This window comes from Mesorhizobium sanjuanii (genome assembly GCF_002529485.1).
GTDB classification, from domain to species: Bacteria; Pseudomonadota; Alphaproteobacteria; order Rhizobiales; family Rhizobiaceae; genus Mesorhizobium; species Mesorhizobium sanjuanii.
This window is the reverse complement of the sequence record NZ_NWQG01000054.1, coordinates 1-22,452: the sequence shown is the minus strand read 5'-3', so window position 1 is coordinate 22,452 and position 22,452 is coordinate 1. Positions and strand designations below refer to the sequence as shown.

At 63.8% G+C, this 22,452-nt stretch carries 24 protein-coding genes and 1 riboswitch; of the genes, 12 read left to right on the top strand and 12 right to left on the bottom strand.

Annotation, left to right across the window (positions count from 1 at the left end; all coding sequences use genetic code 11):
- Window positions 1–82: 82 nt before the first annotated feature.
- A complete protein-coding gene (locus tag CN311_RS11030) occupies window positions 83–619 on the bottom strand; it encodes a gamma-glutamylcyclotransferase (RefSeq protein WP_097573632.1) in 537 nt (178 codons plus the stop codon).
- A 111-nt stretch (window positions 620–730) separates the two neighbouring features.
- On the opposite strand from CN311_RS11030, the gene CN311_RS11025 reads away from it, so the two are divergent.
- Both CN311_RS11025 and CN311_RS11020 read left to right on the top strand, forming a co-directional pair.
- Entirely contained in the window at window positions 731–1,729 is a 999-nt protein-coding gene (locus tag CN311_RS11025; RefSeq protein WP_097573631.1) for a DUF2125 domain-containing protein, read from the top strand.
- A 4-nt stretch (window positions 1,730–1,733) separates the two neighbouring features.
- Window positions 1,734–2,678 (top strand): sugar kinase, encoded by a 945-nt coding sequence (locus CN311_RS11020; protein ID WP_097573630.1) that lies wholly within the window; start codon window positions 1,734–1,736, stop codon window positions 2,676–2,678.
- A 121-nt stretch (window positions 2,679–2,799) separates the two neighbouring features.
- Here the strand turns inward: CN311_RS11020 and CN311_RS11015 are convergent, their stop codons facing one another.
- Together CN311_RS11015 and hisC are read right to left on the bottom strand one after the other, a co-directional pair.
- Window positions 2,800–3,735 (bottom strand): prephenate/arogenate dehydrogenase family protein, encoded by a 936-nt coding sequence (locus CN311_RS11015; RefSeq protein WP_208866472.1) that lies wholly within the window; start codon window positions 3,733–3,735, stop codon window positions 2,800–2,802.
- Window positions 3,736–3,739: 4 nt separating this feature from the next.
- Window positions 3,740–4,849 carry a histidinol-phosphate transaminase gene (hisC, locus tag CN311_RS11010; protein WP_097573626.1) on the bottom strand — a complete coding sequence of 370 codons (1,110 nt, stop codon included), beginning with the start codon at window positions 4,847–4,849 and terminating at the stop codon, window positions 3,740–3,742.
- Between the two features lie 129 nt (window positions 4,850–4,978).
- A riboswitch (SAM riboswitch) is annotated at window positions 4,979–5,056 on the top strand.
- Between the two features lie 116 nt (window positions 5,057–5,172).
- Between hisC and metX the strand changes: the two genes are divergently transcribed.
- Both metX and metW read left to right on the top strand, forming a co-directional pair.
- The gene (metX, locus tag CN311_RS11005) at window positions 5,173–6,342 is read left to right on the top strand and encodes a homoserine O-acetyltransferase MetX (protein WP_097573624.1); all 1,170 of its coding nucleotides are present in this window, start codon (window positions 5,173–5,175) and stop codon (window positions 6,340–6,342) included.
- 58 nt (window positions 6,343–6,400) lie between these two features.
- A complete protein-coding gene (gene metW, locus CN311_RS11000) occupies window positions 6,401–7,015 on the top strand; it encodes a methionine biosynthesis protein MetW (RefSeq protein WP_097573725.1) in 615 nt (204 codons plus the stop codon).
- A 21-nt stretch (window positions 7,016–7,036) separates the two neighbouring features.
- Here metW and CN311_RS10995 read toward each other — a convergent pair whose 3' ends face one another.
- Window positions 7,037–7,357, bottom strand: a complete 321-nt coding sequence (locus CN311_RS10995; protein WP_097573622.1) for a DUF1330 domain-containing protein — start codon at window positions 7,355–7,357, stop codon at window positions 7,037–7,039.
- Window positions 7,358–7,683: 326 nt separating this feature from the next.
- On the opposite strand from CN311_RS10995, the gene CN311_RS10990 reads away from it, so the two are divergent.
- Window positions 7,684–8,619 carry a glycosyltransferase family 2 protein gene (locus tag CN311_RS10990; RefSeq protein ID WP_097573621.1) on the top strand — a complete coding sequence of 312 codons (936 nt, stop codon included), beginning with the start codon at window positions 7,684–7,686 and terminating at the stop codon, window positions 8,617–8,619.
- Between the two features lie 176 nt (window positions 8,620–8,795).
- Here CN311_RS10990 and CN311_RS10985 read toward each other — a convergent pair whose 3' ends face one another.
- From CN311_RS10985 to CN311_RS10975, 3 genes are all read right to left on the bottom strand, one after another.
- A complete protein-coding gene (locus CN311_RS10985) occupies window positions 8,796–9,614 on the bottom strand; it encodes a DUF1194 domain-containing protein (protein ID WP_097573619.1) in 819 nt (272 codons plus the stop codon).
- Between the two features lie 85 nt (window positions 9,615–9,699).
- Window positions 9,700–11,517 carry an ABC transporter ATP-binding protein/permease gene (locus tag CN311_RS10980; RefSeq protein ID WP_097573618.1) on the bottom strand — a complete coding sequence of 606 codons (1,818 nt, stop codon included), beginning with the start codon at window positions 11,515–11,517 and terminating at the stop codon, window positions 9,700–9,702.
- Between the two features lie 119 nt (window positions 11,518–11,636).
- Entirely contained in the window at window positions 11,637–12,425 is a 789-nt protein-coding gene (locus CN311_RS10975; RefSeq protein WP_097573723.1) for a class I SAM-dependent methyltransferase, read from the bottom strand.
- A 152-nt stretch (window positions 12,426–12,577) separates the two neighbouring features.
- Between CN311_RS10975 and gloB the strand changes: the two genes are divergently transcribed.
- From gloB to CN311_RS10955, 4 genes are all read left to right on the top strand, one after another.
- Complete coding sequence (gene gloB, locus CN311_RS10970) at window positions 12,578–13,345, top strand: hydroxyacylglutathione hydrolase (RefSeq protein ID WP_097573617.1); 768 nt, start codon at window positions 12,578–12,580, stop codon at window positions 13,343–13,345.
- 22 nt (window positions 13,346–13,367) lie between these two features.
- A complete protein-coding gene (locus CN311_RS10965) occupies window positions 13,368–13,796 on the top strand; it encodes a cupin domain-containing protein (RefSeq protein ID WP_097573615.1) in 429 nt (142 codons plus the stop codon).
- A 221-nt stretch (window positions 13,797–14,017) separates the two neighbouring features.
- Window positions 14,018–14,950, top strand: coding sequence for a DUF481 domain-containing protein (locus tag CN311_RS10960; RefSeq protein ID WP_245440799.1), 933 nt, complete (start codon window positions 14,018–14,020; stop codon window positions 14,948–14,950).
- Between the two features lie 44 nt (window positions 14,951–14,994).
- A complete protein-coding gene (locus CN311_RS10955; protein WP_097573721.1) occupies window positions 14,995–16,050 on the top strand; it encodes a linear amide C-N hydrolase in 1,056 nt (351 codons plus the stop codon).
- A gap of 91 nt (window positions 16,051–16,141) precedes the next feature.
- Here the strand turns inward: CN311_RS10955 and CN311_RS10950 are convergent, their stop codons facing one another.
- Genes CN311_RS10950 through CN311_RS10940 form a run of 3 tightly spaced genes read right to left on the bottom strand, consistent with a single transcriptional unit; the run spans window position 16,142 to window position 18,520 of the window.
- Window positions 16,142–16,819 carry a lysoplasmalogenase gene (locus tag CN311_RS10950; RefSeq protein WP_097573611.1) on the bottom strand — a complete coding sequence of 226 codons (678 nt, stop codon included), beginning with the start codon at window positions 16,817–16,819 and terminating at the stop codon, window positions 16,142–16,144.
- On the bottom strand, window positions 16,816–17,703 hold the full coding sequence (gene yddG / locus CN311_RS10945; protein WP_097573720.1) for an aromatic amino acid exporter YddG: 888 nt from the start codon (window positions 17,701–17,703) through the stop codon (window positions 16,816–16,818). The genes CN311_RS10950 and yddG overlap by 4 nt, the downstream gene beginning before the upstream one ends.
- 28 nt (window positions 17,704–17,731) lie before the next feature.
- Window positions 17,732–18,520, bottom strand: a complete 789-nt coding sequence (locus CN311_RS10940; RefSeq protein ID WP_097573610.1) for a DUF3108 domain-containing protein — start codon at window positions 18,518–18,520, stop codon at window positions 17,732–17,734.
- 493 nt (window positions 18,521–19,013) lie between these two features.
- On the opposite strand from CN311_RS10940, the gene rpmB reads away from it, so the two are divergent.
- The 3 genes from rpmB to CN311_RS10925 all read left to right on the top strand — a co-directional run bounded on the left by rpmB (window position 19,014) and on the right by CN311_RS10925 (window position 20,820).
- Window positions 19,014–19,310, top strand: a complete 297-nt coding sequence (gene rpmB / locus CN311_RS10935) for a 50S ribosomal protein L28 (RefSeq protein ID WP_006328411.1) — start codon at window positions 19,014–19,016, stop codon at window positions 19,308–19,310.
- 94 nt (window positions 19,311–19,404) lie between these two features.
- Window positions 19,405–20,085 (top strand): queuosine precursor transporter, encoded by a 681-nt coding sequence (locus CN311_RS10930; protein WP_097573608.1) that lies wholly within the window; start codon window positions 19,405–19,407, stop codon window positions 20,083–20,085.
- Between the two features lie 60 nt (window positions 20,086–20,145).
- Entirely contained in the window at window positions 20,146–20,820 is a 675-nt protein-coding gene (locus tag CN311_RS10925) for a spermidine synthase family protein (protein ID WP_097573606.1), read from the top strand.
- 29 nt (window positions 20,821–20,849) lie between these two features.
- On the opposite strand, the gene CN311_RS10920 is transcribed toward CN311_RS10925, so the two are convergent.
- Entirely contained in the window at window positions 20,850–21,878 is a 1,029-nt protein-coding gene (locus CN311_RS10920; protein WP_097573604.1) for an esterase-like activity of phytase family protein, read from the bottom strand.
- Window positions 21,875–22,452, bottom strand: a 578-nt coding sequence (locus CN311_RS10915; protein ID WP_425351065.1) for a cobaltochelatase CobT-related protein, incomplete at its 5' end; no start/stop codon positions are given. The genes CN311_RS10915 and CN311_RS10920, both read right to left, overlap by 4 nt.

Here is a 22,452-nt window from a genome sequence, read left to right as displayed (position 1 = left end):
GAGGAACCCCTTGACGGGTCTAACCTAAGTCGCATCGCGGCAACGTCAAAGGCCAGGCCGTCCTTTACACCCCACCAGCACTTCACAAAGGCGCGACCTGTCGCGCCACCTCCTCCAGCCAATGGTCACGGATGCCCAGCGCCTCGAGATGCTCCAGCGTGTTCGAGACATAGTCCTCGTTCTTTCCCGACCGGCCGACGGCGCCGCGAACCACGCGCGCCGCGTCCGCTTCATCCAGCGCGCCGGCATATTGCTCATGGTCGCGGTCGACGACATAGGCGACCGCCTCGACCGTCTTGCCAGCGCCTGTGTCACCGTCGTCGAGGCGGACCCGCAGCATGCGCTCGAGATAGACACTGGTGACCAGCTCACGCTCACGCAGATAGGCGATGACTTCGTCGCGCAGATCGCCGGGGACGCGAAAAGCCAGTCCGACGCAGGAGCCGCCGCGGTCGAGGCCGAGCACCAGACCGGGCCGCTCGCGCGTGCCGCGATGCACATAGGAATAGACGCAGAGCGACCGGCGATAGCCGTGCAGGCGCGCGCGCCGCGTCTCGACATGCGCAAATCCCGGCCGCCAGATCAGTGAACCATAGCCAAAAACCCAAAAATCGCCCATATCGCCAAGCCTGACTGCACGCCGCACCGGAAGCGGTGTCTTTTCAATCGTCTCCGTCTATCTCTGTTGCCGGAAGCGATTCCTGCAACACGCGTTAACGAGAGCCGCAGCATGACGTCAAGTGAAGAGCGCCCGCCGGATTTTCGCCGCCGCCTCTTCTGGCTTGCCGCCATCCTCGCCGTGCTGTTCGGCATCTATAGCGCCGGCTGGTTCTACCTGGCCGACAAGGTCAGGAGCGAAACCGACAAAGCCATCACCGAGCTCAACGGCAATGGCATCGAGGCTGACTGCGCCAATCTCACGGTCAGCGGCTATCCGCTGAGCTTTGCCATTTCCTGTGACAATCTGGCCTATCAGGACGACACCAGGAACGTCGCCGTTTCGAGCGGCAGCCTCAACGCCGTCACGCAGATCACACGGATTCTGTCGCCGTTTGCCCAATTGCGCGGGCCACTCAGGACCTCCTTCCCCGGAATGGCGCCGCTGTGGATCGACTGGGACAATCTGCGAGCGAGCGCAAAACTGTCCTGGCCCTTGCCGCGGCGCGTTTCGCTGGAGGCCGAGGGCCTGTCCGGCCAGACTGACCCGGCCGACGGCAACGACCCGGCCGAATTGTTCAGCGCAGGCACCGTGGCCGGGCAACTCAGTCCGAATGGCCAGGACATCGGCTATGTCGGGAGTTTTACCGATCTCGAAATCGACCCGGATGCCATCGACGGGCGCGTGCTGCCGCCACTCGACGGCAGCGGCGACGTGACCCTGAAAAACGGCGTGGCGCTGATCAAGACGCAAGCCAGGAGCCTGCGTGGCCAGGCGATCGACATCACCAAGCTCGACCTGTCATCGGGAACCGCGCGCGTCACCATTTCCGGACCGATATCGGTCAACACCGACGGCCTGATCGACGCCAACCTGATGATCAAGCTGAACGACCCGAAAGCCGTGGCGGCAATCCTCGGCGCGGCCATCCCGGAGCAGAAGAGCCAGATTGAAACCGGCTTTGCCGGACTGGCCCTGCTCGGCAACGAGCCGTCGATGCCACTCAGGATCGTCAAGGGCAAAGCCTCGCTCGGGTTCATCCCGCTGGGCAAGATCAAGCCGGTCGATTGACCCCATGAAAAAACCGGTCAGGCTCCTCAGCGTTGGCGCGTTTACCCAAGACACCATCCTTCGTGTAGAGACGCTTCCCGTGCACCAGGGCAAGTTCATAGCCACCGACGGTGTGCAGATCGCCTCGGGCATGGCGACAAGTGCCGCCTGCGCCGCGCGACGCCTCGGCGCGGCGGTATCCCTTTGGGCGAGCGCCGGAGACGACGCCATCGGCGACCGGCTGGTCGCCGAGATCGAGGCAGAAGGCGTCGATTGCAGCCTTGTCCGGCGCGTTCCCGGCGCGCGATCGGCGCTGGCGGCCATTCTGGTGGATGCCCATGGCGAGCGTATCATTGTCCCTTACTACGACGGTCGCGCGCAGGCCGATCCCGAGGTTTTGCCGATAGCTGACCTCTCGGCATTCGACGCCGTGCTGGTCGATGTACGCTGGCCGGGCGCTGCCGCCCTGGCGCTGGCGGCGGCGCGCACCATCGGCCGCCCGGCGATACTGGACGCCGACACCGCGCCGCTCGAGGTACTGGAGCATTTGCTGCCGCTGGCCTCGTACATTGTCGCTTCGGAATCGGCGGCGCGCATCGTCTGCGGCCAGGCCTTGGACCCGGAGACCGCCTGCGCCGAGTTCGCCTGGCGCACCGATGCCTTCGTCGCTGTGACGGGCGGCGCGGCGGGAAGCTGGTGGTTCGACCGCCCGGCGCAATCCGTGCGCCATGTCGCCGCGCCGCGGATCAAGGCGGTGGACACTTTGGCCGCTGGCGACGTGTTTCACGGCGCCTTTGCCGTCGCGTTGGCGGAAGCCATGCCGGTCGAGCAGGCCCTGCGCTTTGCCAGCGCCGCCGCCGCGCTCAAATGCCTGCGCTTCGGCGGCAGGCTGGGCGCGCCGGACCGGGCCGAGACGCTGGCGATGGTCGAAGCGATCTGGCCTGCCGCCGACCATGGGAAAGGAAGTTGAGATTCAGGTCAGGCCGAGTCGAAAATGGTTGGTGCCGAGAACCGGAGCGGAGCGTACTTTTGGGTACGTGAGCACCGGAAGCGCAGGGACCGGCCATTTGCAGACCGGCCTCACCTGAATATCAGCTTCCTTTGGGATGTTCGACCGCCTGCCGTCCGAAATCCGGCGCGTCAATGTCCTGGCCGGCCTCGATGATCGAGCGGCGCACGGCGCGGGTGCGGGTGAACAGGTCGAACAGTTTCTCGCCGTCACCCCAGCGGATGGCCCGCTGCAACGAGGAAAGGTCTTCCGAGAATCGCGCCAGCATTTCGAGGATGGCGTCCTTGTTGTGCAGGCAGACGTCCCGCCACATGGTCGGGTCGGAAGCAGCGAGACGGGTGAAATCGCGAAAGCCCGAGGCCGAATATTTGATGACTTCGGACTTGGTCACCGACTGCAGGTCGTCGGCGGTGCCGACGATGTTGTAGGCGATGATGTGCGGCAGATGCGAGACGATGGCCAGCGTCATGTCGTGATGCTGCGGATCCATCGTGTCGATGTTGGATCCGCAGCGGCGCCAGAACTCCGAGAGCTTTTCCAAGGCCGCGGGGTCGGTGCCGGGCAGCGGCGTGAAGATACACCAGCGGTTTTCGAACAGCTCGGCGAAGCCGGCGTCCGGCCCCGACTTTTCGGTGCCGGCCAGCGGGTGGCCGGGGATGAAATGCACGCCGTCGGGCACATGCGGCTCGATCTGTGCGATGACCGACGCCTTGGTGGAACCCACATCGGTGAGGATGGCGCCCTTCTTCAGCGCCGGCGCGATCTCCTCCGCCACTTCGCCCGAGGAACCGACCGGCACCGAGACGATGACCAGATCGGCATCGCGGACCGCTTCCCTGGCATCCATGGTGTAGGAGGAGCCGAGGTCCAGTTGCCTGGCTCGCGCCAGCGTGGTTTCGCTGCGCGTCGCGATGGCGACATGCCGGGCTAGGCCCTCGCGGCGGATGACGCGGGCCAGCGACGAGCCGATCAGGCCGATGCCGACCAGCGCGATCTTATCGAACATCGGTGATGTCATTGTCTCAGCTTTTCAGGAATGTCGTGAGTGCGGCGACAACGCCGCGATTGGCCTCTTCGGTGCCGATGCTCATGCGCAGTGCATTCGGGAAGCCATAGCCGGACACGCGCCGCAATATGTAGCCGCGTGCGGAGAGGTAATCGTCCGCAGCTGCCGCTGAATGTTTTTTGTCCTCGGGAAAATGGATGAGGACGAAATTGCCGACGCTCGGCGTCACCCGCAGCCCGAGCGTCGTCAGTTCCTCGCTCAGCCAGGCGAGCCAGGTTTCGTTATGCGCGACGCTGCGCTCGACATGGGCGCGGTCGCGGATCGCGGCAATGCCGGCCTCGATCGCCGTCGCGTTGACGTTGAAGGGACCGCGAATGCGGTTGATCGCATCGACGATGTGCATGGGGCCGTACATCCAGCCGATCCGCGCGCCGCCAAGCCCGAGCTTGGAGAAGGTGCGGGTCATGACCACGTTCTCGGCTCCGCCGACCAGCTCGATGCCGGCTTCATAATCGTTGCGGCGCACATATTCGGCGTAAGCCGCATCCAGCACCAGAAGCACGTTTCTTGGCAGCCCGGCATGCAGCCGGCGCACCTCCTGGAACGGCAAATAGGTGCCGGTAGGGTTGTTGGGATTGGCGAGGAAAACGATCCTGGTACGCGGTGTGACGGCCGCCAATATCGCATCCACGTCGGCGCGCTCGTCGGTCTCCTTGACCGACACCGGGACAGCACCTGCCGACTGGATGTAGATCTTGTAGACCATGAAGGCGTGTTCGGTGAAAATGGCTTCGTCGCCCGGCGCCAGATAGGTCTGCGCCAGCAGGCCCAGTATCTCGTCGGAACCATTGGAACAGATGATGTTTGCCGCATTCAGGCCGTGCACCTCGGCGATCGCCTCGCGCAGGCGCCTGGCGGTGCCGTCGGGATAGATGTCGAGCCTGGCTGCGACGTCGCGCGCGGCCTCGATCGCCTTCGGCGAGGGACCGAGCGGGTTTTCGTTCGACGACAATTTGTGGACTTTCGCCACGCCGGCCGGCGCCGTGCTCTTGCCCGGCACATAGGCTTCGATGTCCATGATCCCCGCGCGGGGCGTTGGCCGTGCCTGATCCGGTCTCTGGTTCATGTCGCGAAATCCGTCGAGAGTGCTTCCGTCCGGAAGCCGCAGCGGAAATACAAGCCATGGCCCGGAATGTCGAGAGGCGGCAAATCATGGGTGGCCGTTGACGCCGGCGCGCGCCGGCTCTAGAAGAGAGCGAACTTCCGTGGTGATTTGGCCGGTCGGCTTGCAGCCACGTTAAACAACTCGCTAAAGGGCCGTTTGCATCCTGTAACCGGCTTTGCGATGGCGTTGCCGGTTTTTTGTTGTCCGCGGCCGGCCGGACGACCGCATCGGCGCGAGAATCGCAAGCGATCTTCGCAAAGCCGATACGAGTATAAGAGGATGTGATGGCCGCTCTGCGCGCTCGAAAAACCAACAATGAGGCCGACCAGCCGTCGAGCCCGGTGTTGCGTTTTGGCGCCGACAAGCCGCTCAAGCTCGACGCCGGCACGCTGCTGTCGCCGTTCCAGATCGCCTACCAGACCTACGGCACCCTCAATGACGCCCGCTCCAACGCCATCCTCGTCTGCCACGCCCTGACCGGCGACCAGCATGTCGCCAACACCAATCCGGTGACCGGCAAGCCCGGCTGGTGGGAGGTGCTGATCGGCCCCGGCAGGATCATCGACACCAACCGCTTCTTCGTCATCTGCTCCAACGTCATCGGCGGCTGCCTCGGCTCCACCGGTCCCGCCTCGATCAATCCCGCCACCGGCAAGCCCTACGGTCTCGATCTGCCGGTCATCACCATCCGCGACATGGTGCGGGCGCAGCTCATGCTGATCGACCATTTCGGCATCGAAAAACTGTTCTGCGTGCTTGGCGGCTCGATGGGCGGCATGCAGGTGCTGCAATGGGCGTCGAGCTACCCGGAACGCGTTTTCTCGGCGCTGCCGATTGCCACCGGCGCCCGCCATTCCTCGCAGAACATCGCCTTCCACGAGGTCGGCAGGCAAGCTGTCATGGCCGACCCCGACTGGCATGGCGGCAAATATTTCGAGCTTGGCAAGCGGCCTGAAAAGGGGCTGGCGGTGGCGCGCATGGCCGCCCACATCACCTATCTGTCGGAGGCGGCCCTGCATCGGAAATTCGGCCGCAACCTTCAGGACCGCGAAGCGCTCACCTTCGGTTTCGACGCCGATTTCCAGATCGAAAGCTACCTGCGCCATCAGGGCATGACCTTCGTCGACCGTTTCGACGCCAATTCCTATCTCTACATGACCCGTTCGATGGACTATTTCGACCTTGCCGCCGACCATGGCGGACGGCTGGCCGACGCCTTCGCCGGCACCAGGACCCGCTTTTGCCTGGTCTCCTTCACCAGCGACTGGCTGTTTCCGACCGAGGAAAGCCGCTCGGTCGTCCATGCGCTGAACGCGGCCGGCGCCTCGGTCTCCTTCGTCGAAATCGAGACCGACCGCGGCCACGACGCCTTCCTGCTCGACGAGCCGGAGCTGTTCGCCGCCATCAACGGCTTCATCGCCTCGGCCGCGCGCGCAAGAGGGCTCAGCGCATGACCCCGAAAAGTTGCAGACTTTTCGGAACTGGATCATGCGCCGCACAGGAGGCAGCCCTGTGAGCGTCAATCGCGCCCAGCGCGTCGACCTCGAAGTCGTCGCCGATCTCATCCCGCCGCGGTCGCGGGTGCTGGATGTCGGCTCCGGTGACGGCCTGCTGCTCGAATTGCTGCAGGACACCAAGCAGGTCGACGGCCGCGGGATGGAATTGTCGCAGCGCGGCGTCAACGAATGCGTGGCGCGCGGCCTCTCCGTCATCCAGGGCGACGCCGACAAGGATCTCGAATTCTATCCCGACAAGGGGTTTGATTTCGTCGTCCTGTCGCAGACGCTGCAGGCGACCCGCAACCCCAAGCTGGTGCTCGACGAACTGCTCCGGATCGGCAACCGCGCCGTCGTCTCCTTCCCCAATTTCGGCCACTGGCGGGTGCGCCTCTCGCTGTTCGTCCACGGACGGATGCCGGTGAACGACGACCTGCCCTACTCCTGGTACGACACGCCCAACATCCATTTCTGCACCATTCGCGACTTCGTCAATCTGTGCGACGAGCTCGGCGCCACCGTCGAAAAGGCGACCGCGCTCGACGGCAACGGCCAGAAGATCGGCCTCTCCATGCCGTGGTGGTTCTGGAATTTCTTCGGCCAGCAGGCGGTGTTCCTGCTGAAGCGATGAACGTCGCGCCTAGCGGTACGTCTACTTCAGGACATCCGTTGCCTTGTGCGGATGTTCGACGCCATCGACGAACACCACGTCGGCTCGGGAATTGTCCGTGCGCAAGGCCAGTATCGCCTGGTAGGCCGGCGAATTGTACCAGCCGCGCACATGGTCCCTGTCGGGGAATTCGATGATGATGAGGTGGCCCGGCCACTCGTTCTCGATCACCTCCACATCGCCGCCATGAACCAGAAAACGGCCGCCAAAGGGCTTTAGCGTGGCGTCGATCCTGTGCAGATATTCGACGATCCCGGGCCCCATCGTGGCCTGGCGCATATGGGCGACGGCGTAAGCGGTCATGACGAACTCCCTTGTCGATCGAAGCCAAACAGCAGGCTTCATGCAGGGGAGTTTGCCGACGCGCCGGACGCTGGTCGATTACCTCAAAGGTCATGAAAATGTACCTCCAAGGTCATGAAACGCACACCCGAGGTCACGGAATGCATATCGGCCGAGGGTGGCGCCGTTGAGCGACGCGTTGTAAATTCGCCACATCGGATCGACCATCGTTCACATTGGCGTGACACCGGTGCTTCTTTTTTGTACGGTCAGCCGAACGCGACCTGGGACGGGCATGGAAGGCGAGTACAAATCCATTCGGTTGTCGTGGAACGCGCCGAGGCGACATGCCTAAGACGATGAATCCCGCTCCGCTCATCACAGTGATAACGCCGACCCACAACCGGCGCAGCAAGGTCTTGCGCGCAGTCGAGAGCGTGCTGGCGCAGAACTTCACCCGCTTCGAGCACATTGTCGTCGACGACGGCTCGACCGACGGCACCGAAGCCGCGCTTGCCGCCATCCCCGATCCCCGTCTGATCTATGTCGGCGCGAAATGGCGGGGCGCCAATGCCGCCCGCAATGCCGGCATCGAGCGCGCGCGGGCGCCGATTGTCACCTTCCTTGATTCCGACGACGTCTATCTGCCGAACCGGCTGGAGCGGACGCTTGCCTGGTTCGAGGAGAATCCAGGGCTCGAAATCCTGATCAGCTCGTTCGTGTCCACGAAAGGCGGGCGCAGCACCAATTGCATCAACCGCGACGCGTTCCTGAGCCGGGACACGCTGGAACGGGCATTGGTGGCGCAAACGATTTTCATTGCAGGGTCGGCGATTACCGCCCGGCGCGAGGCCTTGCTGGCGATCGGCGGCTATGACAGCGACATAGCCCGGATGCAGGATCGCGAATTGCTGTTGCGCCTGGCCCGCCGCAGTGGCGCGCAACTGTCCGAAGACGTCGACTGGAAAAAGTACAATTCGGAGAATTCGATCTCGGGTCAGCGCGACGGCTATGTCGAAGCCTATGCGAACCTGATCTGCAAGCATCCCTACATCATCGACCGCTATCCCGACATTCCGCCCTACATGATCGCGCGCCAGATCATCGCCGACACGATGAAGGGCCGGATTTCTCAGGCATTTGCCGGCTATCTGGCCAACCGCTCGTCGAAAGCGCTCGGTTACTCCTTGCCGCAGTTGCTGCGCGGCTATGTCGGCGGCCGGCGCTGGCGGCGCGATCTCTACGACGAGTTCCGCAGCAAATACGGCGCGCGACCGGCCTAGCGCATGACTCCGAAAATCGGAATCGATTTTCGGAAAGGATCATGCGCAAAGTTAAAGTGCTACAGCGTCCTTTGCGCGTCCAATAGGACGCGCGGCGCTGTAGTGCATGTCGCCCAAAAGTGCGTAGCGGTTTTGGGATAACGACTTGCATAAATGCAGAACTTCACTGCGAATTCTCACCGGTCGAGTTCCGGAAAAAACGGATCGGAGAAAAAGCGCCTGTCGCGCTCGCCCTGCAGGCAGTCGATCGGCGCCGCCGCATCGATCCGGACCGGCCGGGGATCGGCCCCAGGGTCGCCGCTGACCTCAAGGATCAGCTTGCGGCGTATGGCTGTCGTGAATTCGGACACCGCGTAGATCGGCAGCACGAAGGAACCCGGTCCGCCCGTCACGCATTCGGCATAGTATTGGTCGAGATGGCTGAAGGTCGGCGACGGGCTGATCAGGATCGGCAGGCCGTTGATGACGATGCCCTTCGCCAGCGCGGCGTCGCGCGTCATGGTGACCGGTAGCCCGATATTGTTCGGGCCATCGCCAGAAATATCGATGACGCTGCGCGCCGCTTCGAAGGCTGTTCCCTCCAACAGCTCCGTGCCGAAGGCGAGCGCGCCGGAGATCGAGGTGGCGCGAAAGCTCCTGAACGGGCGGGCCTCGATCCTGTCGGCGAAAGCGTTGGCGCTCTCGGCATCGTCGATGACCTGCCAGGCAATGACCGCATCGTCGCGGACGGTGCCTGCCCATTCGAAATAGGCCAGCGCGACGCGGCCGGTGGCGCCCGAGCGCACCGCCTTGATGAAGTCGGGGTGGCGCAACGCCTCGACATAGCCGGCGCGCTGCAGGGCGAACTCATTTTCATCCATCGACTGCGAAATGTCGACCGCCAGCACCAGTTCGACGTCCACGTCAATCCCATTGGCCGGTGCGGCCAGAGGGGTGGCGACAGGCGCTGCCTGGGCGCAGGCAAGGCAGGCAAGCAGGCTGATCGCGTCGAGCATGATCTGAAGCCTCGCAGGCTTTGCAACGATGCCTACAATTTCCCCTGCGATCGCGGCGAAATAAAGCTGGGCTGGATGAAACCGGCTACTTCTTCCTCCGGCGCACAGCAACGGCCGGCGGCGGCTCGATCGCCCCGGCCCTGACACTGGCTGGCTTGAGGGCTGGGCGGCCGGCATCCTTCACGATCGTCAGCGAGCGCGGAAAGAACTGGATGTTGTGCTGGCCGCGGCCGATGTTGAGGATGGCCGCACCGGCGAGACGTTTCTCCAGCATCGCCAGCACCCGTCTCAGCGTCGCGCCGTCGAATGTGTCCAGCGCCTCGTCGATGATCACCCATTTCGGCCGCCGCAAGGCGAGCCTGGCAAAGGCCAGCAGGCGCTGCTCGTCATCGCTGAGCTCATGTTCCCAGCGCGCGGAGCGGTCGAGCGAGGACGACAGGCGCTCGAGACCCACCTCGGCGAGCACCGCCGAGATCTCGGCATCGTCGACCTTGGCGGCGCCGCCCGTGTGGTTGAGCACCTCGCGCAGCGTGCCGAGCGGGAAATAGGGGGTGCGCGGAACGAAGGCGGGTATTTCCTTGGCAGGCATGCCGATCCGCCCGCTTCCCCACGGCCACAGGCCGGCGATGGCGCGGAAGAACAGCGTCTTGCCGGCGCGCGGATCGCCGGTGATCATGACGCGCTCGCCGGCGCCGATCTCGACATGCGGCTCGGCAAGCTTGGTGCATCCGTCGGGCGAGGCAATTTCGAGCTTCTCGAAGGTCAGGCGGCCCTCCGGGTTTTCGCCGAACTCGATGCGGCTTTCCGTGTCGTGGAGCACATCCGTTTCGCCAAGCGCGATGCGGAAGTCGGCGACGCGCATCAGCGTGGCGCGCCAATCGGCGATGGCGCCGATATTGTTGATGAACCAGCGCAGCGACGCATTGACCTGGTTGAAGGCGCCGACCGCCATCATCAGCCCGCCGAAGCTGATATCGCCGGCGAAATAGACCGGCGAAGCGACCAGGATGGGCGCGACGACGGTGATCCAGCCATAAGTATCGGTGACCCAGGACAGGTTGATCTGGGCATGATAGATCCGCCGCATCGCGCCTAGCACCGTGCCAAGGTCGAGTTCAAGCTGGCGTTTCGCATCGGCCTCGCCATGCGCGAGCGCTATGGCATCGATATTCTCGTTGACGCGGACCACCGAGGACCGCAGTTCCGCCTCGCGCGAATAGCGATCGCTGTTGAAACGGATGAGCGGCCGTCCGACCAGCCAGCTCAGCCAGGAGGCTATGCCGGCATAAAGGATGGCCGCCCAGACCATGTAGCCGGGGATCGCCAGCGAATGGCCGCCTATATGGAAGACGAAGCCGGAGGACAGCGTCCACAACACGCCGATGAAGGACGCGAGCAGGATGAAGGATTGCAGCAGCCCGACGCCGAGATCGGTCGAAAGATCGGAAAGATGCCCGACATCCTGCTGTATGCGCTGATCGGGATTGACGCCGATGGCGCCGGCATGGGTCAGCCGGAAGGCGCGCGCCGGCAGCATCCATTCGCCGATCAGGTCGACCGTCAGCGCCTCGCGCAGCTTCAGCCGGATCATCTGGTTGAGCCAGGTCTGGCCGACATTGAGCACCAACAGCGTCCCGGCTATTGCCGCAAAGACGAGAAGCTGATGCAGGAAGCCCTGCATGTCGCGCCGCGCCAGCGCGTCGTAGAACGGCTGGTTCCAGCGATTGAGCAGAACCTGCCCGACCGAGGTCGCCACGATGACGGCGACGATGCCGACAGAGAGCCAGAGCAGATATTTGCGCACCGGCGAAGCCGCCAGCGCCAGCTTGATCGTCGCGAGCTGGTCGCGCAGGCTGCTGGCCTCGACCGACGCGCGGGCCATGTCATCTGGATGATCAGCCATGAGTGATGTCCTGCATTCGGAAGCGGCACTGGAACCGGTCACGGGCATTGGCGGCCCGCGCCTTCAATCGGGCTGCAAACCCGCTTTCGACAGATAGTTAGGAAAAAGCGCAGGCCCGATCACGAAGGCGTCACCCTTGCAGGTGAAGACGCTCCGTCGGCGGCTTCGGACAGCCGCCCGAGCCTTGTGGCGCCATGCGGCGAGAAAACCGGCACGAAGACGCGGCGCGAAGCGCGCTGGGCGACCGGTACGCCCTGATAGAGCCGCTTCTGCGCCTCGACCACGATGACGCCGGAAAAGATCGGCCAGAACCGCCGGCCCGCGCGCTCCAGCACATTGTGGAACCGCATCATGAAGCGCCGCCGCGATGGCGGGAAGAACAGGGCGTCGGACCATGCCGCAGGGGTGAAATTTGTTTCGCGCAGCAATTCGGTGAGCTGGCCGCGCGAGAAGGGCCGGCCATTGCCGAACGGCGTGTGCTCGAAGCGGGCCCAGACGCCGCGCCGGTTGGGCACGACGATGACGACGCGCCCCGCGGGCGACAGCACCCGCCAGATCTCGTTCAGCGTCTCGCGCGGATTCTCCACATGTTCGAGCGAATGGACGAGCAGCATGCGGTCGATGCAGGAATCGACCAGCGGCAATTCCTCGTCGAAGACCAGCGCCGTCGCGCTCGGCCCCGTGACCGGCCAGACCACCGCGCCTTGCGTCGCCGGCATGAAGGCGAAGACACGCTCGGCATCGGTGCCGAACCGCTCCAGCCACGGCAAGGTATAGCCGAGGCCGACCAGCCGCTCGTTGGGCACGGTGGCCCATATCGAGGACAGCGCCATGGTGATCGAGCGCTCGGCGAGCCGCCCGAGCGTGGTCGAATAGAAGGAACGGAGGTCGACGATGTCGGAATGCATGCGCCGGACGGTAGCTTCGATGCCGCCCAAGTTCAACAAAAGGCGGATGACATCCGCGGGCAAGCGCCCTATGTCTTCGGCGACTGCATCGGCCGGAAAATCGGATCCGATTTTCGAAAAGCACGATGCAGCAGACAAAAGCGAGAGATGCGATGCCGGTTGAGATCGAACAATTCATGTGCCGCAGCGACAATTTCGGCGTGCTCGTGCATGACCCCAAAAGCGGCCAGACCGCGATCATCGATGCGCCCGAGGAGGCGCCGATCCTGGCCGCGATCGAACGCACCGGCTGGACGCCGACGATGATCCTGATCACCCACCACCATGCCGACCACGTCGAGGCCAATCTGGCGCTGAAGGAACGTTTCAAGCTGCGCATTATCGGGCCGAAGGCCGAGGAGGCAAAGATCCCCGGCATCGACGAGACCGTGGCCCAGGGCTCGGTCATCCGCCTCGGCGACGAAAAGATCGAGGTCATCGAGACGCCAGGCCACACGGCGGGCCATGTCTCCTATCATCTGCCGGCCTCGAAAGTGGCGTTCACCGCCGACACGCTGTTTGCGCTCGGCTGCGGCCGGCTGTTCGAATGCAAGCCGCCGGTGATGTATGAGTCGCTGAAGAAACTCGCCGCACTTCCGGCCGAAACAGTCGTCTATTGCGGCCATGAATACACGCTCGCCAACGCCCGCTTCGCGCTGACGGTCGACCCGACCAATTCGGCGCTGAAGGAACGCGCCGCGAAAATCGAGGCACTGCGCGCCGACGACAAGCCGACGCTGCCGACCACGATCGGCGAGGAACTGTCGACCAACCCGTTCCTGCGCTGGCACGACCCGGCAATCCGCAAGCATCTCGGCATGGAGAAGGCCACCGACGCCGACGTGTTCGCCGAGATCCGCAAGCGCAAGGACAATTTTTGAGCCTCATGCTAGCCTGCAACGCATGATCAGCGCCGCCGAAATCATTGCCGCGCTCGGCCTGAAGCCGCATCCGGAGGGCGGCTGGTATGCCGAGACCTTTCGCGACGGCGCGGAAGGGACGCGCGGCCATTCGACCGCGATCTATTTCCTGCTGGAAGAAGAGCAACTGTCGGCCTGGCACCGGGTCAGGGACGCGGCAGAGGTCTGGCATTTCTATGCCGGCGCCCCGCTGGCGCTGTCGATGCATCAGGAAGACGGTCCGGTGATCGATCAGGTGCTGGGCACGGCGCTGGCAGCGGGCGAACGGCCGCAGATCGTCGTGCCCGCCGGCTGGTGGCAGTCGGCGCGCAGCCTGGGCGAATGGACGCTGGTCGGCTGCACAGTGGCGCCAGGCTTCGATTTCGCCGCCTTCGAGATGGCCGCACCGGGCTGGGAGCCGGGCACGCCCTAAAACCCGATCGCTTTGAACGACGAAATTCGACCTCATCTTTGCCGTTCATGGCAGGAGGCGAGGACGCTTAAAGCGGACTTCGCAGATCTTGTTGTCTTGGACCACATCGTCGCAGGCTTTTGGGAATTTTGCGAACCTTTACGGAGCACAGCGCTCTACAAAGCTGATTTACTAACGGATGTTGTCAGTCTAGGTAACATAGATGCAGCGAGAGGGGGCATATGGTATTTCGATCTGGCAAAAAGTCCCCCGGTTGGGATCACGCCTGTCACAGCCCCCAAGGCCAGCCAATTGTCACCGACATCGGCGAGGTTCTGTCGCCTTGGTATGCCGTTGTCATTGCCTTATCGCTCTGCGGCGCACATTCCGCGTATGGCGCGGACGCTACACTCGACGTGCCGGAAGAGCACGTCCCGGCGGAATCCCCAAAATGGGCCTTGCAGGTCACGCCCTATATGTGGGCAGCCGGCCTCGACGGGCATATTTCGCCGTTCCGGCGCGGCCCGACCATCGGCGTCGAGAAGTCGTTCTCCGATGTCATGGACGACCTAAACTTCGGCGGTTTCATCAACATTTGGGGACGCTACGACCGCTTCGTCTTCTCGGGCGACATCATGTATGTCGATACGACCGACAGCCATAGTGCCGGACCGCTGCCGGCATTCACGATTCCCGGCGTCGGCGTGATACCGCCGGGCGGCAACATCAATGCGAAGGTCGACTCGAAACAGTTCACCGCGACATTGATGGGCGGCTATCGGGTCATCGATACGCCGCAGTTCACCCTCGACGCCCTTGGCGGCGCGCGCTTCTGGCACATCTCTAACGATGTGACGCTTACCGGGAGCCTTGGCGGTATGAGTGGGGCCGTCAGCTACGACGAAAGCTTCGGCTGGGTCGATCCGCTGGTCGGCCTGCGTGCCTTCCTTCCCCTGACGGAAAAGTTGTCCCTTCAAGGGCAGGCCGACATCGGGGGCTTCGGCGCTGGTTCCGATCTCACATGGTCGGCGCTGGCTACCGCCAACTACGTCTTCAACGATCACCTTTCCGCCTCCGTGGGCTACAAGGTGCTCGACGTCGATTACGATCACAGCGGTCACGTCTATGACACGCGCCTCAGCGGCCCGGTTCTCGGCATGACCTATCGGTTCTGATCGGCAAAGGTTTCACGCGGTCTTCTTATGGATTGGTGTTCAATATGTCTCGATTCACACGCATTCTCGCCGTCTTGGCCGCTACCGCGGCGCTGCTGACCGCCGAGGCCCAGGCCTGCACGCGGGTCGTCTACCAAGGGCCTGACGGGCGGACCCTCACGGGGCGCAACATGGACTTCAAGGATCCGATGGTCAGCAATTTCTGGGTCTTTCCTCGCGGGATGAAGCGCAATGGAGCCGCCGGTTCGCGTTCGGTGGAATGGACATCGAAGTTCGGCAGCTTGGCCGTCTCCGGCTACGACATTTCGACGGTCGACGGCATGAACGAAGCCGGCCTCAACGCCAGCCTGCTATGGCTGAACGCCACGAAGTTCCCGGAAGGCGACGGGACGACGCCTCGCATGTCGCTCTCGATCTGGGCGCAGTTCTACCTCGATCAATTCGCAACGGTCTCGGAGGCCGTCGAATACGCGCGCAGCCATCCCTTGGAGGTGGTGAGCGGTGAGGTGCCCGGCCGTCCCGGCAGTCTCGCACCACTGCATCTGACGCTCTCCGATGCCACCGGCGACAGTGCTGTTCTTGAGTGGATCGACGGAAAGCTGAGCATCCATCATGACCGTGCCTATCAGGTGGTGACGAACGACCCGCCCTATGACGACCAACTCGCCAACCAGAGATACTGGAGCGCGGTCGACCCCCTCAAATTCCTTCCCGGCAGTGGCCGCTCCGAAGACCGTTTCGTGCGCGCCGGCTTTTACATTAACGCGGTGACCCAAAGCGATGACCCCCGGATTGCTGCCGCCGCTGTGTTCAGCGTTATCCGCAACGCTTCGGCACCCTATGGCGTAAGCATTCCAGAGGCGCCGAACCTGTCTACCACCCGCTGGCGCGTGGTGGCTGATCAGAAGAGCATGGTTTTCTATGGCGAATCGGCAACGTCACCCAACATTTTCTGGGTGGATTTCAAGAAGCTCGACTTCTCCGAAAGTGCGCATGTCCGCAAACTGGATCTCGGGGTGGACATGGCCCGTATCCTTGCCGGCGACGCATCGAGCCAGTTCGTCCCTGCAAAGCCGTTCGACTTCATGGAAGCCGAATGAAGGCTGCTTTTTGCCAACCGATTGGAAAGCTGCCTGACCGCTACCCACCCATCCCGGCCATTGGCGGCAGCCAGCCGAGTGAATTGTGACCCTAGGGTGTATCGAGCAAAAAACCCATCGTGATCCCCAACTGGGCCACATAATACAGCACCCAGACCGCATGGCGCATCCACACACGGTGCGGCGAGATGGCGGGCACAAGGAATTTTTCCGCGGCCAGCAGCCCGTCCGACGCCATGAACAGAATCGCGCCGCCGATGATCCAGACATGGCTGAGCGTGAGCGCGGAAATGCCCATGGCGAGGATTGCCGCGATATAGACGCTGACCGGAAGGCGCAGGGCAGGGCCGACACGGCGCCAGAGCGCAAAAAGCATGGCAAGCGCGAAGACGGCCATCGCCACCGCAATCGCTGCGCGCCATGGTTCGGCCGAGAGCAGCCCGAACCCGCCGCCGGAGCGCGCGAACAGTACGACATAGAGCACATGCGCGGCGAGAAAACTGGCGAGCCCGCCGAGAAAGGCCTTTTCGCCGTCGCGCGACAGGAAGGCATCGCCGACGGCGCTCAGCGCCAGCGCCGCAACGAGCAGCAATGGCCCGCCCTGTAGCGCTGCCAGCACGGCAAGCATTGCCACGGCAAGCGTCTTTGCCGCCGAACGCGCCAGCGTCGGCCGCCTGTCCAGGGTGAAAGCGTAGATCACCGCCGCCGCGACGGAGAACACCAGCGTCGCATTGGCGTTGGCGTCGATGCCGCCGGGAAACGGCATCATGTCGCCGCCTCGCCGGTCGCCCGCTTGGGGAAGAACAGCGACTTCGCCGCCAGCGCCGCGCCACCGGTGATGAGCACGCAGGCCGCGAGAATGCGCAAGGAAGGCTCGGCGAAGCCCGCGGCAATCAGCACCAGGGTCGACAGCAGCGGCGCGGCATAGCTCGCCGCGCCCAGCACCTGGATGTTGCCGCGCTTGACGCCGATGTCCCAGGCATAGAAGGCAGCCCCAACCGGCATCAGCCCGAGGCCGAGCACGGCCAGCCATTGGCCGGCGCCGTCAGGCCACACCGTCTCTTCCAGCACGAGATGGCAAACGAGCGAGAGCACTGCCGTCGCCGCGCAGAACCAGGTGACGATGCTGGTCGGCACCGAGGGGAAACGCCGCGACAACAGCGAATAGGACGACCACAGCAGTGCGCAGACGCCGGCCATCGCATAGCCGAAGGTGTAGCGCGCGTCGAAAGCAAGGCCGCCGCCCTTGGTGACGATCAGGAAAGTGCCGGCAAGACCGAGCAGCGCGCCGGCGACATGGTTCCAGGCCAGCCGCTCGCCCGGCATCAGCGCCGATCCGAGCACGATCAGCAACGGCCACAGATAGGCGATCAGGCTCGCCTCCACCGCCGGCGCGTTGCGCAGTGCGGTGAAGTAGAAGAAATGATAGCCGAACAGGCCGGCAATGCCGATCAGCCATACTTCGCGTGGTATCTTCTGGCTCCTGTCTGCGGCCGGCATGAACAGCCGCGCGACGAGCCCGACGCCGGTGCCGATCGTAAAGGTGATCGCTGACAGCAGGAAGGGCGGCACGGCGCCGGAAGCGTCGGTAAGCAGCGCCAGCAGCGCCCACATGGCGACCGCCGAGAAGCCGATCAGTGTTGCGCGCGCCATGCCCATCTCCGGCGGCGCGCCAACGCGCCTATTCAGTTGCTTCGAAACGCCCGGCGCTGACGGTGAGTGTGCCGATCTGCGTGGTGACCGTGGCGTGGATCGGCGCATATACGCCGGTTTGGCCGACTGGCGCAAACGTCACCAAGATGACGGCGCGATCCCTGAGGTATTTCAGGGCTTTGCGGTTCTTCCGGTAACCCGCCACCGGCTCGAAGCCCATCCTGCAGGTGACGGTTTCGCCCTCGTAGCCCCGCACCGAGGTCGAGCCTTTCGAATCGTAGGTCAGCACCAGATTGGCGCGCATCTCGCCGTCATAGAGTTTCACCGTGCGCCCGCAGACCTTGTCGAGGCTGTCGGCATGGACGACGGTGGCGGCCATCGGATCGAGCACCGACGCCAGATCGCTGGCGCCCAGCGCTATCCAGTTCTTGGGATTGCGCTTCTTCGGCTCCGGCACGACCTTGGTCGACGTCACGACGCCATTGGCGAACTGGATATCGATCATCGAGGCCTTCTTCCCCGACTTGTAGTCGGCGCGGAACTCCTCCGGCTGCAATTGCTTGCCCGAAATCTTGCCCTTGGACGAGATCGTGCCCTGCGTGTCGTCGAACAGCGTGGCCAGCCCGGCGCTGGAAACGCTGCCATCGATCGAATAGGTATCGCCTTCATAACTGCTGGAGAACGTCGCCTTCGCCACCGAAAGGCCCAGGAAAGACACCGTATACTCGCCCTTGAAGGATTGCGGCGCGGCAGCGGATGTCGCGGTCGGCAACGCAACGGCAAGCAAGGCGAAAACAGCATGTGACGCACGAAGCATGGCGGGGATCGGTCCTCGTTTTTCGGCCGGAGATAGGCGGTATCGGCCTGGCATGTCCCTTTGCGACCGCTTATAGGCTGAATTCCGGCCTTTATATGAAAGGCCGCCGTCAGGGCTTGAACTCCAGGGTATGGTCTATGGCCAGGCGATGGGGCAAGGCGATGGGGGCCTAGAAATAAAAACCCGCCTTGCGGCGGGTCCCGCAGGCGGATCGTCGGCGCAAATCAGCACCATGTCGGAATTACTAGCATAACTGAGTGCACAAAGCAAGAACAAACCTGCCTGCCATCGGCTTTGGAGATGGCGAAAACCGACGGTGACATCCGACCTCGCCCCTTGCGGGGGAGATTGGCAGCTTGGCCGACGGAGCTTGACGCACGGGCGAAATGCAACTAAGGAACGCCAACTTTTCCATAAGGCCGCCTGACCGAAACCGCGCGCCACCCGGCGCGGGTCGAATGTTTGGCCAGACCGCGAACTGAAGGTTAGAACCATGTCCCGCACCTGCGAACTCACTGCCAAGGCAGTCATGTCCGGCAACAATGTGAGCCACGCCAACAACAAGACCAAGCGCCGCTTCCTGCCGAACCTCGTCAATGTGACGCTGATCTCGGAGGCGCTGAACCAGAATGTGCGCCTGCGCATTTCGGCCAACGCGCTGCGTTCGGTCGAGCATCGCGGCGGCCTCGACGCCTTCCTGGCCAAGGCCGACGCCAAGGAGCTGTCGCAGCGCGCCCGCCTCCTGAAGAAGCAGATCGCCAAGAAGCTGGCCGAACAGCCGGCCGCTTAAGCATTTCTTCGGGGCGACCGCCTCTAAAACAACAAGGGAACGCGATCCGGCTTCCGGTTGGCGCTCCGCTGGTTCCATTACCCAGGATAAAAAAATGACTTCCTTCTCGCGATATTTGCCCTTTGTGGCCGCCATGGCACTTGTCGTCGTGGCGTCGAACATCCTCGTGCAGTTCCCGATGCAGGGTGCGGTCGGCGGCCTGTCGCTGGGCGATATCCTGACCTGGGGCGCCTTCACCTACCCCTTCTCCTTCCTGGTCACCGACCTTGCCAACCGCCGCTATGGCCCGGCCGTGGCGCGCAGGATTGTCCTTGTCGGCTTCATGACGGCGGTGGTCTGTTCGATCCTTGTGCCGCCCTTCCTGTTTCGCCACAGCCTGATCGAATTCGAGACGGCCGCCGACCGGCTGGTGCGCATTGCGGCGGCTTCGGGAGCAGCCTTCCTGACCGCGCAACTGCTCGACGTCACCGTGTTCAACCGGCTGCGCCGGCAGAGCTGGTGGCGCGCCCCGATCGTCGGCACGCTGGTCGGCTCGGTCGTCGACACCGTCGTCTTCTTCACCGTCGCCTTTTCGGCGGCCTTCGCCTTCGCTGGCCCGAGCGACGGATTCGCGCTGGAGGCAGCGCCCCTGATGGGCGTGCTGCCGGTCGAGACCATGCGCTGGGTGTCGTGGGCGCTCGGCGATCTCTCGGTCAAGCTGATCATCGCCGTGGTCGCGCTGATCCCCTACCGGTTGCTTGCCGCCCGCTGGAGCCAGCCGGCGCTGGCTGTCTAGAGCATGATCCCGAAAAATGGCACCCGGTTTTTCGGACAAGATCATGCTCAAGGGTAGAGCATGATCCCCTGGATCCAAATAGACTCGGCAAAAACGCCTGACGGCGGACAAGAACTGCGCCTGAAGCGGCGCGGCGCCGAATTCTCGATCATGCTCGGCGCCAACGAGCTGATGAACAGCCGCCTCAGCGGCTCCGAGGAGGCGCTGGCCAGGCTCTCCTGCGAAAGGATCGCCGGCCGCATTGATCCCAAAATCCTGATCGGCGGGCTGGGGATGGGTTTCACGCTGCGCGCCGCCCTTGCCGAGCTTGGCGCCGATGCAGGCGTCGTTGTTGCGGAGTTGGTGCCCGCCGTGGTCGCCTGGGCGCGCGGCCCAATGGCCGAAATGTTCGGCGGCTGTCTCGACGATCCGCGCGTCAGCATTCGCGAGGTGGATGTCGGACAGCTCATAAGATCGGAGAAATCCACCTGGGACGCCATCCTGCTCGACGTCGACAACGGCCCGGAAGGGATCGTCTACACAGCCAATGATGCTCTCTACGGCGCCGCCGGCCTCGGCGCCGCCCGTGCCGCGCTCAAGCCCGGCGGTGTGCTGGCGGTGTGGTCGCAGGGGCCGGATGCAGGCTTCATGCGGCGGCTCAAGCAGGCAGGCTTCGCCGTCGAGGAGATCAGGACCCGCGCCAACGGCAAGCGTGGCGCACGCCACATCATCTGGCTGGCGACAAATGCGCAGTAGGTTTGGGCGGCCGAGGCCAGGCCCTTCCCTCAATCCTCGTGCAGGATGAATTCCAGATAGAGGTTGCGCTGCAGGATCGAGTGGTTGTCGTCCGAGATCAGCGATACCATCAGCGCGCCATCGTCGCGGGTCCAGATGTCGAGCCCTTCCATATTGTCGATCTGGTAGCTCATATCGGCTTCCAGCAGCACCGGCCCGTCGGCAACGGCGCCCTTCTCGACGCTTTCGCCGTAGATGCGCCTCAGCCGCATCTTCAGGCCGCCGGCCATGGTAAAGCTGCGCTCCAGAAGCAAAAGGTCGCCGTCGGGCAGGAAAGCACCATCGGTGATGTCGAAATCGCCATTGCGCTTGACGGTGAAGACGCCCTTTCTCGGCCCTTCGATGACGGCGGCAAAGATGTTGCCCGATTTGTCGAGGCTCTTTTCCGACACCACGACCAGCCCGCCCTCGTGCTGCCCGTAAGGATTGGCGCGGGTGACGGTCTCGAAGCCGCGATTGCGACGCAGCTCCCATGCCGGAATCAGGAAGTCCAATTGCTGGAACGGCGCCTTCATATCGTCCGGATCGATATTGAACTGGGAAACGCGGTGGTCGCGCTCGAAGCCGACGGTGGCGATGCCGTCCTTGACCGCGAGACCTTCGGCGTCGACCTCCGCTTTTTCGTCGACCGGCAGGCCCGATGCGTCGACCATCTGCTGCATATGGAAATTCTGGATGCCCGAAGGACGCTTGTCGGCATCGTGGACAACGGTGCCGAAGAACCAGAAGCCGGTGTCGGCGACGCCGATGAAGTCGCTGCCGGTTTTGAGGAAGCGGAACGCAGACAGCGCGCCGAAATCGCGCGCCGGCGAGGTCATTTCCAGCCCGCCGACGAATTCGAGCGGCCCGAATTTTTTCTCCGCGCGGCCGATGCGGAACGCACTGATCGGGCGGGCGGAAATTTCGATCGGCTCAACCGGCTCTGGCCCGGCAATGGCCGGCGACAAGGCAGGAACGGCAACGAACAGCGCTGCGGCGGCAAAAAGCGTCTGCCGAAACCCCCGCCGCGAAAGGATCATCCGGCGCGCCGCGTACCGCCGCGCCGCGTCTCGCGCGCGCTTTCCTCGCCAAACAGCGAGGCCAGTTGCTCGGTCATGGCGCCGGCCAATTCCTCGGCATCGACGATGGTGACGGCGCGCCTGTAGTAGCGCGTGACGTCGTGACCGATGCCGATGGCGAGCAGCTCGACCGGCGAGCGCGTCTCGATCAGCTCGATGACGGCGCGCAGATGCCGTTCGAGGTAATTGCCCGGATTGACCGACAGCGTCGAATCGTCGACCGGCGCGCCGTCCGAGATCATCATCAGGATCTTGCGCTGCTCCGGCCGCGCGATCAGCCGGTTGTGCGCCCACAGCAGTGCTTCGCCGTCGATGTTTTCCTTGAGCAGTCCCTCGCGCATCATCAGGCCGAGGTTGCGGCGCGCCCGCCGCCACGGATGGTCGGCGGATTTGTAGATGATGTGGCGCAGATCGTTGAGCCGGCCGGGGTTCGGCGGCTTGCCCTCCTTCAGCCATTTCTCGCGCGCCTGCCCCCCCTTCCAGGCTCGGGTGGTGAAGCCGAGGATCTCGACCGAAACGCCGCAGCGTTCCAGCG